The organism is Streptomyces avermitilis MA-4680 = NBRC 14893 (genome assembly GCF_000009765.2).
Taxonomy (GTDB): Bacteria; Actinomycetota; Actinomycetes; order Streptomycetales; family Streptomycetaceae; genus Streptomyces; species Streptomyces avermitilis.
In genome coordinates, this window is the sequence record NC_003155.5 from 4925688 (window position 1) to 4942048 (window position 16361).

At 72.6% G+C, this 16361-nt stretch carries 15 protein-coding genes; 6 read left to right on the forward strand and 9 right to left on the reverse strand.

The annotated features are described in order from the left end of the window. Positions 1-164 precede the first annotated feature (164 nt). On the reverse strand, positions 165-656 hold the full coding sequence (locus SAVERM_RS20645; protein ID WP_010985434.1) for a type III secretion system chaperone family protein: 492 nt from the start codon (positions 654-656) through the stop codon (positions 165-167). Next, positions 649-1986: a D-inositol-3-phosphate glycosyltransferase gene (gene mshA / locus SAVERM_RS20650; RefSeq protein ID WP_037650813.1), complete on the reverse strand. Its 1338-nt coding sequence runs from the start codon at positions 1984-1986 to the stop codon at positions 649-651. Before mshA ends, SAVERM_RS20645 begins: the two co-directional genes overlap by 8 nt. A gap of 200 nt (positions 1987-2186) precedes the next feature. Between mshA and SAVERM_RS20655 the strand changes: the two genes are divergently transcribed. The 3 genes from SAVERM_RS20655 to SAVERM_RS20665 all read left to right on the forward strand — a co-directional run bounded on the left by SAVERM_RS20655 (position 2187) and on the right by SAVERM_RS20665 (position 6093). Next, positions 2187-3005, forward strand: coding sequence for a class I SAM-dependent methyltransferase (locus SAVERM_RS20655; RefSeq protein ID WP_010985436.1), 819 nt, complete (start codon positions 2187-2189; stop codon positions 3003-3005). A 242-nt stretch (positions 3006-3247) separates the two neighbouring features. Then, the gene (locus tag SAVERM_RS20660; RefSeq protein WP_010985437.1) at positions 3248-4339 is read left to right on the forward strand and encodes a C40 family peptidase; all 1092 of its coding nucleotides are present in this window, start codon (positions 3248-3250) and stop codon (positions 4337-4339) included. A 425-nt stretch (positions 4340-4764) separates the two neighbouring features. Continuing rightward, on the forward strand, positions 4765-6093 hold the full coding sequence (locus tag SAVERM_RS20665) for a PP2C family protein-serine/threonine phosphatase (RefSeq protein WP_037650810.1): 1329 nt from the start codon (positions 4765-4767) through the stop codon (positions 6091-6093). Positions 6094-6151: 58 nt separating this feature from the next. Here SAVERM_RS20665 and SAVERM_RS20670 read toward each other — a convergent pair whose 3' ends face one another. The 3 genes from SAVERM_RS20670 to SAVERM_RS20680 all read right to left on the reverse strand — a co-directional run bounded on the left by SAVERM_RS20670 (position 6152) and on the right by SAVERM_RS20680 (position 7764). Beyond that, a complete protein-coding gene (locus tag SAVERM_RS20670; RefSeq protein WP_010985439.1) occupies positions 6152-6493 on the reverse strand; it encodes a DUF2516 family protein in 342 nt (113 codons plus the stop codon). Positions 6494-6606: 113 nt separating this feature from the next. Beyond that, entirely contained in the window at positions 6607-7209 is a 603-nt protein-coding gene (locus tag SAVERM_RS20675; RefSeq protein ID WP_010985440.1) for a hypothetical protein, read from the reverse strand. Positions 7210-7287: 78 nt separating this feature from the next. Further along, complete coding sequence (locus tag SAVERM_RS20680) at positions 7288-7764, reverse strand: helix-turn-helix domain-containing protein (protein ID WP_010985441.1); 477 nt, start codon at positions 7762-7764, stop codon at positions 7288-7290. A 239-nt stretch (positions 7765-8003) separates the two neighbouring features. On the opposite strand from SAVERM_RS20680, the gene SAVERM_RS20685 reads away from it, so the two are divergent. After that, positions 8004-8351, forward strand: a complete 348-nt coding sequence (locus tag SAVERM_RS20685) for a DoxX family protein (RefSeq protein WP_037650808.1) — start codon at positions 8004-8006, stop codon at positions 8349-8351. A gap of 31 nt (positions 8352-8382) precedes the next feature. On the opposite strand, the gene SAVERM_RS20690 is transcribed toward SAVERM_RS20685, so the two are convergent. Further along, on the reverse strand, positions 8383-9492 hold the full coding sequence (locus SAVERM_RS20690; RefSeq protein WP_037650805.1) for an alkene reductase: 1110 nt from the start codon (positions 9490-9492) through the stop codon (positions 8383-8385). A 66-nt stretch (positions 9493-9558) separates the two neighbouring features. On the opposite strand from SAVERM_RS20690, the gene SAVERM_RS20695 reads away from it, so the two are divergent. Continuing rightward, a complete protein-coding gene (locus tag SAVERM_RS20695) occupies positions 9559-9936 on the forward strand; it encodes a MerR family transcriptional regulator (protein ID WP_010985444.1) in 378 nt (125 codons plus the stop codon). A gap of 45 nt (positions 9937-9981) precedes the next feature. Here SAVERM_RS20695 and SAVERM_RS20700 read toward each other — a convergent pair whose 3' ends face one another. Beyond that, positions 9982-12027, reverse strand: a complete 2046-nt coding sequence (locus SAVERM_RS20700) for a HelD family protein (RefSeq protein WP_010985445.1) — start codon at positions 12025-12027, stop codon at positions 9982-9984. A 126-nt stretch (positions 12028-12153) separates the two neighbouring features. After that, positions 12154-12768 (reverse strand): TetR/AcrR family transcriptional regulator, encoded by a 615-nt coding sequence (locus SAVERM_RS20705; protein ID WP_010985446.1) that lies wholly within the window; start codon positions 12766-12768, stop codon positions 12154-12156. 104 nt (positions 12769-12872) lie between these two features. On the opposite strand from SAVERM_RS20705, the gene SAVERM_RS20710 reads away from it, so the two are divergent. Further along, positions 12873-13841 (forward strand): zinc-binding dehydrogenase, encoded by a 969-nt coding sequence (locus SAVERM_RS20710; protein ID WP_010985447.1) that lies wholly within the window; start codon positions 12873-12875, stop codon positions 13839-13841. A gap of 58 nt (positions 13842-13899) precedes the next feature. Here the strand turns inward: SAVERM_RS20710 and SAVERM_RS20715 are convergent, their stop codons facing one another. Then, complete coding sequence (locus SAVERM_RS20715; RefSeq protein ID WP_010985448.1) at positions 13900-16137, reverse strand: aminoglycoside phosphotransferase family protein; 2238 nt, start codon at positions 16135-16137, stop codon at positions 13900-13902. Between the last annotated feature and the right edge of the window lie 224 nt (positions 16138-16361).

Below are 16361 nucleotides of genomic sequence, written 5' to 3' on the forward strand. Positions count from 1 at the left end.
GCCCACCCTTCCATCGGCGTCCATGGATGTGAATGACGTTCATATGTGCGTCGGCGGTGAGCATGCCACGACCGCCCCGACCACGGAAGGGGTCACGCAGAGACTGGAAGGGGCCGCGCAGGGCCTAAAGGTGCATACGCAGGTTCAGTTGGCCGTACGCAGGTTCAGTTGGCCGGGCGCTGGGTCAGGTGACTGAACGCGTCCAGATTGCGCGTCGACTCGCCGCGGGCCACCCGCCACGCGTACTCCTTGCGGATCGAGGCGGCGAAACCGAGCTCGAGGAGGGTGTTGAAGGAGCCGTCCGCCGCCTCCAGGACCGAGCCGAGGAGACGGTCGATCTCGTCGGGCGTGACCGCGGCCAGCGGCAGCTTCCCGACCAGATAGATGTCGCCGAGCCGGTCGACCGCGTAACTGACGCCGTACAGCTTGAGGTTGCGCTCCAGGAGCCAGCGGTGGACGCCCGCGTCGTTCTCGTCGGGGTGGCGGATCACGAACGCGTTCAGCGACAGCGAGTGCTTGCCGACGATCAGCGAGACCGTGGTCGACAGCTTGCGGGTGCCGGGGAGCTTCACCACGTACGAGCCCGGCTCGGGGCTCTCCCACTCCAGCTCGGCCTCGCCGAGGACCTGCTCGATGATCGACGCTGCGTCAGCCATGGTGGGAGCGTACGCGACGCCGGTGCGCCTGCATCGCCGCCGTGTACACGTCCGCCGTCGCGGAGGCCGCCGTGTCCCAGCCGAAGCACTCGGCGTGCCGGGCCGCGGCCCGGCCCATCCGGGCCGACAGCGCCGGGTCGTCCGCGAAATCGCGCAGTACGCGCGCGTAGGCGGCGGGATCGTGCCCCTGGACGAGGAATCCGGTCCGCCCGTCGGCGACCGCGACCGGAAGCCCGCCCACGGAGGCCGCCAGCACCGGCGTACCGGCCGCCTGCGCCTCTATGGCGACCAGCCCGAACGACTCGTTGTAGGAGGGCATGACCAGGACGGACGCGGCGCGGAACCAGTCCGCGAGCTGCTCCTGGCCGACCGGCGGCCGGAAGCGCACGACATCGGCGATGCCGAGCCGGGCGGCGAGTTTCTGAAGTCCTTCGGGCTTGGCGAGACCGCTGCCGCTGGGGCCGCCCACCACCGGGACGACGAGGTTCGACCGCAGCTCGGGGCGCTCGTCGAGCAGCACGGCGACCGCGCGCAACAGCACGTCGGGGGCCTTGAGGGGCTGGATGCGGCCCGCGAAGAGCGGGATGAGGGCGTCCTGTGGGAGGCCCAGCCGGGCCCGGGCGGCGGCGCGGCCGTCGGCGGGGCGGAAGCGGTCCAGGTTGACGCCCGGGTGGACGACGGCGACCTTGCCGCGTTCGGCCTCGTAGTGACGTACGAGTTCGTCGGCCTCTTCGGAGGTGTTGGCGATGAGCCGGTCCGCGGCGGCCACGATCTGCATCTCGCCGATGACACGCGCGGCCGGCTCCGGGGTGTCCCCTTCGGCGAGGGCCGCGTTCTTGACCTTGGCCATGGTGTGCATGGCGTGCACCAGGGGGGTGCCCCAGCGCTGGGCGGCGAGCCAGCCGACATGGCCGGAGAGCCAGTAGTGGGAGTGCACGAGGTCGTAGTAGCCGGGGCGGTGACCGGCCCACGCCTGCATGACGCCGTGGGTGAAGGCGCACAGCTGGGCGGGGAGGTCCTCCTTGGCGAGGCCTTCGTAGGGGCCCGCGTCGACGTGCCGCACGAGGACGCCGGGGCTGAGTTCGACCGTGGGCCGGAGGGCGGCGGTCGTCGCGCGCGTGAAGATCTCGACCTCGATGTTGATCGCGGCGAGGCGCTGGGCGAGCTCCACTATGTAGACGTTCATGCCGCCGGCGTCGCCCGTGCCGGGCTGGTGCAACGGCGACGTGTGCACGGAGAGCATGGCGACGCGCCGGGGCTTGCGGAGCATCCTGCGCCGCGTGGGGGCCGCCGGGGAGCGACGCCCGAGCCTGCTGGCGTACTGGCTCACGTGGCGTTCCTCCTCGCTGCGGGCATGCCGGTCGGGACGGCGTGGAGCGCCCTCCAAGACATGCGAACGCCGGAGCGAGCCGCTCCATTTCCCCTTTGCTCATCTTTGCCGAATCATTACCGCGGATCGCTCAACCGTTCGACGAAAGGGTGCGTGAACGCCGGACGTCCCGGAAGCCGGGGCCGCATACCCTCGTACCCATGACAGCCCGCGCAGCCTCCCGCCCCGTGGGAACGGTGACGCGCGGGACCACGAACCCGAACCGCCTGCGCCGCATGGACCGCTGGATCGCGGCGGCACACGGCGCCGAACTGCGCCGCGCCGCCGACCCGGTGGCTGTCGACCTGGGCTACGGGGCCGCCCCCTGGACCGCGGTCGAACTGCTGCTGCGGCTGCGCACCGTCGCGCCCCACGCGCGCGTGGTCGGCGTCGAGATCGAACCGGCCAGGGTCGCGGCCGCCCGGCCCTACGAGCGCGAGGGGCTCGTCTTCCGGCACGGGGGCTTCGAGGTTCCGGTGCCGGGCCGGCCGACGCTGATCCGCGCGGCGAACGTGCTGCGGCAGTACGACGAGGACCAGGTCGCCGCGGTCTGGGAGCGGCTGTGCGCCCGGCTCGCGCCCGCCGACCCGGCGACCGGCTCCCGCGGCGGCCTGCTGGTCGAGGGCACGTGCGACGAGATCGGCCGCCGCCATGTCTGGGTCGCGCTCGGCCCCGAGGGCCCGCGCACGGTCACCTTCGCCACCCGCCTCGGCTCCCTGGACCGCCCGTCCGATCTGGCCGAACGACTGCCGAAGGCACTCATCCACCGCAATGTTCCGGGCGAACCGGTGCACGCGTTCCTGCGTGACTTCGACCGCGCCTGGGCGGCCGCGGCTCCCTACGCCTCGTACGGCGCACGCCAGCGCTGGATCCGTGCGGTCCGCGCGCTGACGGCGGACTGGCCGGTGACGGACGACGCCGGGCGGTGGCGCCAGGGCGAAGTCACGGTGACGTGGGAGTCGTTGGCTCCGCGGGGCTGAGCGAGGGCCCGCGCGACGCCAGTTGGGTGGACCCGAGCCCCACACACCCCGTCTGACCTGCGGGGAACGATCTCCCTGAGTCGTTCGTCACATGGGCGGGGAGATCGACATGCGAAGTGGGGAATGGGGGGAGGGAGTTTCTGCGCCACCAAGTCCGGGCTCTGTCGTTCTGCGCGTCGACATGGCACGATCCCCCAGGCACCCGTAAGTTACTGACGGTAAATCAGCTTTTGGGGAGAGGTATGGGAACCGGCAAGCGGACCCTGACCATGGCAGCCATCGCCCTGGTCTGCGCGGTCACCGTGCTCGGCGCACCCGGCGCGGCCCACGCGAGCCCGTCGAAACCGACCCCGACTCCGGCCCCCACCCCCTCCGGCAGCCCAACCCCGGCTGCCGACAAGGAACTTGAAGAGGTCCGCGGAAAGCTGGAGAAGCTCTACCACGACGCGGCGGTGGCCACGGACGCGTACAACGCGGCCGAGGAGGACACCCAGAAGCAGTCGGGGCAGATCGTCGAGCTGGCCCGGGAGATCGTCAAGGGTCAGGCGAAGCTGGCCGACCTGAAGGACCGCGCGGGCGCCGCGGCCCGGGCCCAGTACCGCGGCGGCGGCCTGCCGCCCGAGGCCCGGCTGTGGCTGAGCGAGAACCCGCAGGCGTACCTGGACGGGGCGGGCCGGGTGCGGCAGGGCGAGCACGCGACCAAGGGCCTGCTCGCCGAGATGACGCGCACGCAGGAGGACTTGCAGCAGTACGCGCGCGACGCCTCCGCCCAGTGGAAGCGGCTGGAGGCCAACCGCAAGGACAAGGCCGCGGCCAAGAAGAAGGTCAAGAAGCAGATCGCCGCCGCCGAGAAGCTGGAGTCCCAGCTCGAGAAGGAAGAGAAGGAGCGGCTGGCGAAGCTGGAGGCGGCGGCCGCGGCCAAGGCGCAGACGGCCTGGCTCGACTCCGGCGTCCTCGACGAGATCAACACCAAGGCGTCCGAGCAGGGCAGGAAGGCCGTGCGGTTCGCGACCGCCCAGATCGGCAAGCCGTACGAATGGGGGGCCGAGGGCCCGAAGACGTACGACTGCTCGGGGCTGACGTCACAGGCCTGGGCGGCCGCGGGCAACGGGATTCCGCGCACCTCGCAGGAGCAGTGGAAGCAGCTCCGGCACATCGACGTGAAGGACATGCGCCCCGGTGACCTGGTCATCTACTTCGACGACGCCAGCCATGTCGGGATGTACGTGGGCGACGGCGCGATCGTGCACGCCCCGCGCCCCGGCCGGACGGTGACGATCACAGGAGCGGGAACGATGCCGATTCTGGGGGTCGTACGCCCGGACGCGGGCTGAGGCCGACGCACCGACCGGAGTCCACCGACGGCACACCAAGCCCGTCGGGCGACGGAGGACAGCCCCGCGGGACGATCGACCCGCACGCCGGCGGACGCCACCCGCGCCACCCGCGCCACCCGCGCCACCCGCGCCACCCGCGCCACCCGCGCCACCCGCGCCACCCGCGGAGCGTGACGCAGCGCACGTGACCCAGCGCACCCCACTCCGCCGCCCAAACCTCCGGTCACGTGACCTTCGTCATCCCCGGCCGAGGCCCATCCTGTCCAAATGCGTTACGGAACGCGGCATATGACGGTGGCCGATTGCCGTACCGCACCCCGCCGAGCATTCCGCTGCGGCGGCTGCTACCGCTATGGTCCCCGTCGGTGGGTCGAGGTCCCTCGCCCCGCCATGCCCTCGGGGGGAGGGAAGGAACCCAGACGATGCCCGTACCCGTACCGCGGCAGAGAGCGATCCCGGCCGCGGAGTGTGGTCAGGCTCAGACCGTGCCGCAGGCCGGCCGCCCGTTCCCGGAAGGACCGGCCGGCCACGCCAAGGCCCCGGTCGACCGCGCCGGCTCCCCCGTCGGCACCACACCCGCCAATCTCACTCTGCTCGTCATCGAGGACGACCCGGGTGGTTCGCCGATCGTGCCCGAGATGCTCGACTCGGCGGGCCAGCCCATCCGTATCCGTACCGCCCGCAACCTCACCGAGGCCGGACGGCTGCTCACCGACGACGTCCACTGCATCCTGCTGGACCTCGCGCTGCCGGCCCCCGGCCGGTCCGCCGACAGTGACGACGAGCTGGCCACGCTCAAGCACGTGCTGAAGATCGCGCCCCGGCACGCCGTACTCGCGCTCACCGCGTCCGGGGACACCGAGCGCGGCACCGAGGCGGTGCGCGTCGGCGCCCAGGACTACCTCTTCCGCGACGAGCTGGACGGGCGGCTGCTGAGCCGCGCGATCCGGTACGCGGTGGAGCGCAAGCGGTCGGACACGGCCGAGCGACGGCTGACCGAGTCCAGGCTGCGGGCGCAGGAGAACCGGCGCCTCGAGCGCGGTCTGCTGCCCACCCCGCTCCTGGACGGCTCCCCGCTGCGGTTCGCCGCGCGCTACCGTCCCGGGCGCTCCCGGGCGCTGCTCGGCGGCGACTTCTACGACACCGTCCGGACGCCGGACGGCACGGTGCACGCCATGATCGGCGACGTCTGCGGGCACGGCCCCGACGAGGCCGCGCTCGGCGTGGAGCTGCGCATAGCCTGGCGGGCGCTGACGCTGGCCGGCCTGTGCGGCGACGAGCTGCTCTCCACGCTCCAGCAGGTGCTGGAGCACGAGCGGTCGGACGACGAGATCTTCGCGACGCTGTGCACGGTGGACATCGCACCGGACGGCCGCCGCGCGGGCCTGTGCCTGGCCGGCCACCCGTCCCCGCTGATCGCCCGCCCGGGCCGGCCCGCCCAGCTGCTGCCGTACGAGAACAACGGCCCGGCGCTGGGGCTGCTCCCGCATGCCCGCTGGCCGCGTATGCAGGTGGAGCTGGGCGCCGCCTGGAGCCTGATGCTCTACACCGACGGCCTGATCGAGGGTCACATCGGCCAGGGCAAGGAGCGGCTGGGCCAGGACGGCATGGTGGAACTGGTCCGCCGCCGGCTGGCCGAGGGCCTGACGGGCGAGGAACTGCTGCGGGCCACGGTGAACGAGGTCCGCGACCTCAACGGCGGAGAGCTGACGGACGACGTCGCGGTCCTGCTGCTGGACCGCGTCGGCTGAGCGGGGCAGGCCCTCGAACCAGAGGGCCGGGCCCCCGCAGAGGGCTCAGGCCCGGACGTCAGCGGCCGCCGTTGTACGGGCCGTACGGGCCGTCGCTGCTGGAGCCGCGGCGACCGCCCCGGCCGCCGCCGGAGACCTGCCGGAGCGCGGGCCGGACGTCCACGATGTAGACGATGCTGGCGATGACGCCGATGATCGGCAGGAACGACAGGATCGAGAACAGCCAGCTCACCACGAGGGCGAGCGCGAGGATCAGCAGCCAGAACCACTTGTTCTGCTTGTCGGCGGCACGGAACGCGTCCTCGCGCCGGAACGCCGCGTCGAACAGCCCGAACGCGGCGAGGGCCATCAGGACGATCTTCAGCACTCCCATGAACCCAGCGAAGCCCAACATCAGCATGCTGCCCACCGCCCGTTCCCACCGACACCTACGCGGTCACCGTACCCGTAGAACGGGCCGGACACCCCAAGGGTGCCCGGCCGTTCCGTGCTGCTCGTGTGCGCCACCGCCGCTTACTTCGCGGGCGGCGTGGTCTTCTTCGCCGTGGGCTTGCGCACCGGGGCCTTCTTCGGCTCGGCCGGGGCCGGGACCGAGGCCTTCTTGGCGGCGGGCTCGGCCGCGGCCGTGGCGGGCTTGTCGTCCTTCACCTCGACCGGCTCCGCCTTCGGCTCGACGGCGATGGCCAGTTCCTCGATCTCCTCGGCGGCCTCGCCGCGCCAGGTCCGCACGGCCTGCTCGCCGTGCTCGGCGACCTTCTCGTACGTCTCACGGGCCTTGACCGCGTACTCGGCGGCGACGCCGACACCGCGCAGGGCGAAGTCCTGGGCCGACTCACCGATCTTCTTCAGATCGGTGTCGAGCGTGCTGATGAACCCCGTGACCTTGCTCTGCAGGGTCTCCTGCGCCTCCTTGGCGCGGGCGGTGGCCTTCTCCTGCACGGCCTTCGGGTCGGTGCTGCGCACGGCCTCGAAGCGGGCCGGCGCCTCGGCGGCGAGCTGCTCGACGATGCCCGGCACCTTCTTGGCCTGCTGGATGGCCAGGTCGGCGGTGCCGGCCGCGAAGTAGAGCGGGGTCGGGTCGCTGAGGGTCTTACGCAGGTCTTCGGTGATGGCCATGGTGATGGTCCTCCCGGATTGGCTTTCGGTTGAGGGTTTTCGATCCGCGGTCGGCCGCCCGATGTGCCGGTCCTCCGCTCAGCCGGCGGCCTGCTGCGGATCGGCATCGCTGCCGCCGGCCGTGCGGGGGCCGCGTACGGGGGTGTCCTGGGCGTCCGCTCTGCCCTGAGCGTTCGTCGGAGCGTCCTCGTCCGCCGTGCCGATCTCGAATCCGTTCTCCTTGCGGAAGGACTCGTAGATCTGGAGCAGCACCTGCTTCTGCCGCTCGTTCAGCGTCGGATCGGCGAGGAGGACGGCGCGTGTCTCCACCTCGTCCCGGTCCCGCTCGGCGTCGAGAATGCCGGCCCGCACGTACAGCGTCTCGGCGGAGATCCGCAGCGCCTTGGCGACCTGCTGCAACACCTCCGCGCTCGGCTTGCGCAGCCCGCGCTCGATCTGGCTCAGATACGGATTGGACACCCCGGCGGCGTCGGCGAGCTGCCGCAGCGACAGTTGCGCGCTGCGCCGCTGCTCGCGCAGATACTCACCGAGATTGCCGACGTTGAGCGATGCCATGTGTCCACCTTGCACACCCCCGCTAACAATTGCAAGCACCCGCTTGCAAAAGTGTGCCACGCCACGCGCGACCGTGAGCCGGGCGGTGACTCGGTGGCGTGAGGGCACGGTGGGCCGTCTGAAGAATCCTCCGTCCGTCCCGTCACACTCGCGCGCCACGCCGGGTCAGAGGAGTGACGAACTCACCGCAGCCGACCGGGGCGAGCCCCGCCGGATGCCGTCCGACGAGGAGCATTCCGATGTCCATCGCACACGTTGTCGTCACTCTTCTTGCCGCTGCCATGGCGGGCTATTCGGCCTACGCCGTCCTTTTCCGCGCCAAGTGGGTCGTGGAAGCGCTGACCGACTACAGCGTTCCCGCGGCGTGGTGGCCCTGGCTCGGCGCGGCCAAGGCGGCGGGGGCCGCGGGCCTGCTGGCCGGCCTCTTCGTGCCGGTCGTCGGCGTCCTGGCCGGGATCGGGCTGGTGCTGTACTTCACCGGTGCCGTCGTCACCGTGGCGCGGGCGCGCTGGTACGCGCACATCCCGTTCCCGCTGGTCTACGCGGCACCGGTGATCGGATCGCTGGCGCTCGGCTTCGCCGCCTGAGCGAAGCGGCCAGGGAGCCGGCGGCGACGGATCACGCGACGGTGAGCGTCGGATAGTCCGTGTAACCCCGCTCCCCGCCCACGTACATCATGAACCGGTCCCGTACGGGATTGACCGGGGCGCCGGTGCGCAGCCGCGTCACCAGGTCGGGGTTGGCCAGGAAGGGGCGCCCGAGCGCGATCAGGTCGGCGCCCGCGGTCAGCAGGCGGCCGGCCGCGTGGGCGCCGCCGTCGGCGGGGAGTTCGGGGCCGAGAACGGGGTTGGCCATCAGCGTCGTCGGCCAGTTCTCCCGGATGTGCCGGAACAGCGGCTGGTCCGGGTCGGCGTGGACGAGGTGCAGGTACGCCGGGCCGAGAGCGGCCAGCGCCTCCACGAAGGCCGGATAGAGGAGCTCGGTGTCGTCCTCCTCGACGCCGTTGACGGTGGTCCCGGGCGAGATGCGTACGCCCACCCGTTCGGCCCCGATCGCGTCGGCGACGGCCTCGGTCACCTCGACCGCGAAGCGGATGCGGGCGGCGACCGAACCGCCGTACGCGTCCGTGCGGCGGTTGGTGTTGGTCGCCAGGAACTGGTGGAGCAGATGGCCGTTGGCGGAGTGCACCTCCACCCCGGCGAAGCCCGCGTCGATCGCGTTGCGGGCGGCGGCTGCGAAGTCGGCGACGGTCGTACGGATGTCGGCCGCCGTCATCTCGCGCGGGACGACGGAGGGGCGGTGCCCGGACGGGGTGAAGATCGTTTCGGGCAGGGGGACGGGCGAGGGGGCCACCGGGGTCAGTCCGCTGGTCGCGGGGTGTCCGACCCGGCCGCCGTGCTGGAGTTGCAGGAACATCCGGCCGCCGGCCGCGTGCACGGCGTCCGTGACACCCCGCCAGCCGGCCACATGCGTCGCGTCGTGGATCGCGGTGATGTTCGGGTACGTCTGCCCGACGGCGTTCGGGGTCGCGGCCTCGGCGATGATCAGACCGGCCGAGGCGCGCTGGGCGTAGTACGTGGCCATGAGGGGCTGCGGTACGCCGTCGGCCGAGGCGCGGTTGCGGGTCATCGGGGCCATCACCAGGCGGTTGGGGAGGTCCAGGGGGCCGAGGCGCGCGGGCTCGAAGAGGGCGGAGGCGGAGGCGGTTCCCGCGGCTGTGTTCGTCATGCGGGTACGGTAGAAGTTGACACCTGTGTCAGCTTCAAGTGCCTTCGGACGCCTGCGAGGTGGGGAATGCGGATCGGGCAACTGGCCGAGCGGACCGGCGTGAGCGAGCGGTCGCTCCGCTACTACGAGAAGCAGGGCCTGCTGGCGGCCGACCGCACCCCCGGCGGCCATCGCGACTTCCCCGACCGGGCGGTCGACCGGGTCATCCTCATCCAGGAACTCTTCGCCGCGGGCCTGCACAGCAAGAAGATCGCCGAGCTGCTGCCCTGCATGCGGGACACGGACGGCGGACCGTCCGAGGTCGCCACACCGCGGCTGGTCGCGGACCTCAGCGGGGAACGCGACCGCATCGACCGCATGATCAACGATCTGATCCGGTCCCGGACCGTCCTGGACGAGGTGATCGAAGCGGCTTCGGCCGGCCTCCGCCGGCCGCACGTCTGAGCCTGACCCTCGGCTCGGCGCGCAGCTGAAGCAGGGCGCCGGTGATCACCACGGCAGCGGGCGCGCGTGCACGACGTCCAGCCGTGAGACCGCCCTGGTCAGCACCACGTACAGCCGGTGCAGCCCGCGCGACTCGGCCTCCGCGATCGCGGCCGGCTCGACGGCGACCACATGGTCGTACTCGAGTCCCTTGGCGACGGTGGCGGGCACCACCGTGACCCGTGCGCCGAGCCGGTCGGGCCCGGCCGGCTCGAGCCCGGCGCAGGACAGCGCCTCCCGTACGGCCGCGACGTCCGCGTCGGCCGCGATGACCCCGACGGAGCCCTCATGGGCGAGGGCCTCGCGCACGGCCTCGGCCACGGCTGCCGCCACCTCCGCCGCCTCCCCGACCCGCCGCATCCTCAACTCGCCGTCCCGGCGCAGTGAACGGGCGGCGGGCACCGCCACATCGAGTCGCTCCAACAGCCGGTTCGCCAGCCCCACGACGGCCTCCGGTACCCGGAAACCGGTGGTCAGCGGGACCACGTGCGCGTCGGGCCTGCCCAGGTGCGGGAGGAGTTCGGACCAGTCGCGGGCCGCCCACGGAGTCGTGCCCTGGGCGAGGTCCCCGAGCACCGTCAGCGATCCGAAGACCGCCCGCCGGGCGATCGCCCGGCACTCCATCGGCGAGAGGTCCTGCGCCTCGTCGACGACCAGGTGCCCGTATCCCTCCGGGTGTTCGATGAGCCCCGCGACCTCGTCGAGGAGCACGAGATCGGCGGCCGACCAGCGCGCCGACCGGTACGAGCGCGGCGGCCCGGTCCACAGCAGCGCCCGCTGCTCGTCCGCGTCGAGGACCCCCTCCGCCGCCGCGGCGAGCGCGTCCGGGTCGGCGAGCAGTCCGGCGACCACCTCCTCGGCCCGCACCCTGGGCCAGACGGCGTCGACGTACGCGCTGACCGGCCGGGCCCGTTCGATCTTCCGCACCCATGCGTGCGTACGCGGCCCGGCGCGCCGTTCGGCCTGCGCCTGGATCCGGCCGACGACCCGCGTACGCACCCGCTCCCGTCCGACGGCGTACGGCGGCTGTTCGGTCCGTACGTCCTCGACGATCCGCGCCAGCGCGTCGGCCGGGACCCGCCAGCGGTACGAACCGTCGGGCACGGTCAGGGAGTCGGCGGCCGTGCCGATCCGGCCGTACAGGGCGCGGCGCAGCACCTCCGCCATCCGCGGGTCGTGCTTGACGACGGCGGTGCGTTCGTCGTCGACGGCGGTGACGCGGTGGCGGGCGCCGATCTCGTCGGCGACGGTGGACTGGCGTACGCCGGTCTCACCGAGGGCGGGGAGCACCTCCGCGATGTAGGAGAGGAAGGTGCGGTTGGGGCCGAGGATCAGCAGTCCGCCACGCCGGATGCGCTGGGGGTGGGTGTAGAGGAGGTACGCGGCCCGGTGCAGTCCGACGGCGGTCTTGCCGGTGCCCGGGGCGCCCTGCACACAGACGGAGGTGGCGAGGTCGGCGCGTACGAGGTCGTCCTGTTCGGGCTGGATGGTGGCGGCGATGTCACGCATGGGGCCGAGCCTGGGGCGTTCGATCTCGTGGGTGAGGATGCGGCTGGGGGCGTGCTGTTCGGCGCCGATGTGCTCGTCCTCCAGGCCGGTGAGATCGGCGGTGTCACCGCGGCTGCCGGGCGCCCAGCCGAAGCGGCGGCGGACGGCGACGCCCTGGGGGGCGCGGGCGCTCGCCTGGTAGAAGGCGCGGGAGACGGGGGCGCGCCAGTCCACGACGAGGGGCGGTGCGGCGGGGTGCTCGGTGATGCGGAGGCGGCCGAGGTGGTAGCTCTGCCCGGCGTGTTCCCGGTCGCCGCTGTCCGGGGCGAAGTCGAGCCGGCCGAAGAACAGGGGGCCTTCGGGGAGTTCACGCATGTGCTTGGCGCGGCTGCGGAGCCGGTGGCCGAGGACTTCGGCGTCGGCACCGGAGGCGGAGACGTCCTCGCCGGTGATCACGTGCTCGTCGGCGCCTTCGACCATGGCGGCGAGGGCGGTGCGGCACGTGTCGTGGTAGGCGCGTTCGCGGGTGAGGGCGTGGTGGAGGGCGGGGTCGGGTGACGTCATTCCAGGGAGGATAGCGGAATAACGTTACCGAGTAACATTTTTAACCAGGTCGCACACGCTGTGGCCACGTCGTCTCAGGCGTTCGCCCCAGGAACGGGTCTCAGGCATTCCTCTCAGGCGTTCGTCTCAGGCGTACGAGGGAAGCCCGTCCGCCAGCCGCCCGAACGCGCGCTCGGCCGCGGCGACGGCGTCGGCGTGGACGTCCGCCGCCCGCTCCCCGCCCGCCACCCGGCGCCAGTTCTCCAGCGCGAGGACGCGCTGCACGGCGACGATCTGGCCGGCGGCGAGCCGGGCGTCGAGGTCGCCGCCGAGGGCCGCGGCGAGCGCGCCCTCCGACCGCTCCAGGTAACCGTGGAGGCGGGCGGCGAGGGCCGGCGTCCCGTAGAGCAGCCGGTGGAAGGCGAGGACGCCCGGACGGTCGTTGAGCCCGGTGACGGGATCCTGCCGGGCGAGTCCGTCCAGGAAGTGCGCCCGTAGCGCGGCGACGGGCGACTGCCCTTCGCCCCGGCTGCCGACCACCCCTGCGGCCTCGGTCTCGTGATCGGCGAACCGGTACAGGACGAGGTCCTCCTTGGCCGGGAAGTACCGGAAGAGAGTGGGCTTGGAGATCTCGGCGGCGGCGGCGACCTCGGCCACGGACACGGCGTCGAACCCCTTCTCGAGGAACAGCCCGATGGCGATGTCCGACACGGCCTGGTACATCCGCTGTTTCTTGCGCTCACGCAGCCCGATCTCACCCATGCCCCGAGCCTACGCACCACCGCGCGGGCCGCCGCTTGACCTCAACCTCGCTTGAGGTCGAAGACTGCACGGCGTAACCGATCGTGAAGCGTGAGGAGACGGCGATGCGTGCGGCACAGGTGAAGGAGTTCGGCGGCCCGGAGGTGCTGGTCCCGGTGGACCTGCCCGACCCGGTACCCGGCCCGGGCGAGGTGGTGATCGAGGTCGCGTACACGGACACGATCTTCGTGGAGACCCAGCTGAGGTCCGGCTGGGGCCGGGAGTTCTTCCCGGCCGAACCGCCGTACGTGCCGGGCGGCGGTGTGTCCGGGGTGGTGGGCGCGCTCGGTCCGGACGTCCCGGCCGAGTGGCTGGGCCGGCGGGTGACGTCGTTCGTGACGGGGAGCTACGCGGAACGGGCGGTGGCGGCGGTCTCGTCCCTGACGCCGGTCCCCGACGCCCTGGACCTGCTGACCGCCGCGGCCCTGGTCCATGACGGCGTGACGGCGACGGGCCTGCTGGAACTGACCACCGTCACCGAGACGGACCGCGTCCTGATCCTGGGCGCGTCGGGCGGCATGGGCACGCTGCTGGTCCAGCTGGCGCACGCGCGGGGCGCCCGGGTGGTGGGAGTGGCCCGGGGCGAGGCGAAGGTGGCGCTGGTGCGGAAGCTGGGGGCGGACGAGGTGGTGGACGCGACGCTCGCGGACTGGCCCTCGCGGGCGCGCCACGCGCTGGGCGGGGACGGGGCGGCGGACGTGGTGCTGGACGGAGTGGGGGGCGAGCTGGGGGCCGCGGCGTTCACGCTGACGGCCGACGGCGGGCGGTTCTCGGCACACGGGGCGCCGTCCGGGGGCTTCGCCGCCCTCGATCCCGACGAGGCGGGGCGGCGCGGCATCACCCTCTTCGGCATCGGGGACGTGCAGTTCGGTCCGGCCGACCTGTCGCGCCTGACGGCCGGCGCGCTGGCCGAAGCCGCGGCGGGGCGGCTGCGGCCGGTGGTCGGGGAGGTGTTCGCGCTGGAGAAGGCCGCCGAGGCGCACGCCGCCATCGAGGGGCGGCAGTCCGCGGGGAAGGTGCTGCTGCGCAGGTAGCGCTCCGCCGCGCGGTCGGTCACGCGGTCAGTCACACAGTCGGCGCTCCGCCGGTACGTCACCCGCCCACGGGCAGCCCGGCCGGTCCGGTGCCGCCCCGGCCGCCGTCCGGCAGGGCGCGGGCGAGGCAGGGTTGCGACAGCCGGCCGAGGGGCAGTCCCAGCGAGGCTGTCGCGGCCCGCAGGGTCATCGCGTACGAGCTGACCGCCCTGCGCACGTTGGGGGCGTCGAGGCCCGCGCCGGTGACGAGCCGGTCGAGGTCCACATAGGCGGAGCGGACGATCTCGATCCACCGGTAGACCCGCCAGTCCCGCTGCCAGTCCTTCGTGTGGGTGGGGGCGAGTCCGCGTTCCCAGCGGCGGAACATGCGGTCGCGGATCTCCGGCCGGGTCGGGGTGAGGTGCAGGTGCCGGACCAGGTCGTACAGCGGGTCGCCGACCATCGCCATCTCCCAGTCGATGATGGTGAGCGCGAACCGGTCGGGCCGGCGTACGAGATTCCAGGGGTTCAGGTCTCCGTGCAGCAAGGACGGTGACCTGGGCGTCACCTCGTGCCGGGCGAGGATCTGCCCCAGCCGAGCCGCGTCCGGAAGGCCCAGCAGACGCGCCAGTTGCTGCGACTCCCTCGGCAGCCCGCGGACCAGCCCGACCAGTTGCCCGCTCAGCCACGTGTAGAAGTCGGGCTCGCCCGCCATCGGGTCCAGGGCGCCGTGGTCGACGTCCGTCAGGGCGCAGAGCTGGTCGACGAGTCCGTCCGCCTCGTGCGGCAGCAGACCGTGCACCGGATGGTTGGGGGGCTGGTCACCGTCGGGCGGACCGACATACGTGTGGATGGCGAAAGGATCCCGCTCAGCGCTCTCGCCCAGCGCCAGGACCCGCGGCGCCGTCACCGCGACCCGGGACGACTCGATGGCCCGCAGCACCGCGTGCTCGCTGAGGAAGCTGGGCTCGCGCCGGCAGACCGACGCGAGCCTGCGCCGTACCACCACGGGAAAGCCGACCCCCGGCACCCGGACCACCGAGTTCAGGTGCGCGGTGCCCTTGAACACACGGGCCGCCGGCGCCGCCCCTTCCGCCATCAGGGCGGAGAGCACCGCGGGGTGGGGGAATTCGGGGTGTTCCGGGACGCGTCTGTCCGGTACCCAGCCGATCGTGGCGCGCCGGGCGCCGGGGCTCCGCTGAGGCGACGACGCCTGCCACCGGTAGAGGGCCCCCCGGATCTCGGCGGTACCCGGGACCTGCGCCAGCCCGAGTGGTTCCGCGGCTGTCCAAAGAGCCCTGTGCACCTCGGCCGTGGCGGCGTCCAGGCTCTTCTCGTCGCGCGAGTCCGTCAGCGACCGCGCCGCCCGGATGACGTCGGGAAACACCGACTGCGCCTGTTCGAAGGCGACGTAGTGGCGCAAGTCGGTCGCGAGTCCGTTCACCGCCGCCGGCCGGGTCGCCCCCATCGCGTCGGCCCAGGCGTGGATCACCTCGTCCCGCTGGAAGGCCGGGTACCGCATCCGTACGAGGTGCGTGGCCAGGTCGTGCAGGGGATCGCCGTACGTCGCCAGTTCCCAGTCGACGCAGACCAGTGGCGGGTCGCCGCTGTAGGGGACGATCACGTTGTCCCGGTGGAGGTCCGTGTGCAGAAGGCTGTACGGGCGACGCGCCATCGCGGGAACCCGCCCGGCCAGCCGGGTGAGGGCGTCTCCGGGGACGCCCAGAGCCGCGAACAGTCCACCGTAGGCGGCCCAGTTGGGCTGACGGATCTGGCGGTCGGCGAGGTGCGCGAGGGTACGCAGGAACGCCTGGCCGTCCTTGTCGTTGCGGGGCCAGTCGGCGGGCAGCGGCGGCAGGGCCTCCCTGCGCACCTGCGCCATCCGGGCCAACAGCCCCGCCAGCGCCTTGAGCATGAGGCCGTCGACCGGTTTGCCGTTGCCGCAGAGGCTCGACAGCGGCACGCCCGGCACATAGCTGTGGATCACGGCGTTCTCGCGCTTGACGAGGCATTCGGGCACATGGGGCAGGACGCCGTGGAGGGCGCCGAGGATCTCCGCCTCGTCCCGCCAGGTCCTGATCACCACGGGCAGCGCCTCGGCGCGGGGAATCCGCACCACCACCGGCGTCCCGGCCGCACGCCCCAGGAGACGCGCGACCGGCTCGGCGAGCGGAGTCACGAAGTTCTGGTGGTGCTGTCCGCTGCTCGGTACCCCCCGCTCGGCCGCCACGCGCACGAACGCGTCGAACGCGCTGTCGGGAAGAACGTCGGCGGCTCGTTCCCGGACCGGAGGACGGGGAACGGGGGGTGCGCCCACTGGCCGCTCCTGGAGGGTCGCGCGGGGTGGTGGAAGGTGAGGTCAAAATAACCGCGAGATGCGCTCCGCACGACCGGAGACCAGGTTCACTGGGCCCATCGAGTGGCTCGCCACTCTTCTCTACGTTCTCGTGCGTCAGGTCGTTCGGCGCTGCGGCGGGTTCACCTTCATGCGCAAGCCCCGGAGCGGTTGCTCCCGCGGTTCGGGCATGCTACAGCACCGTC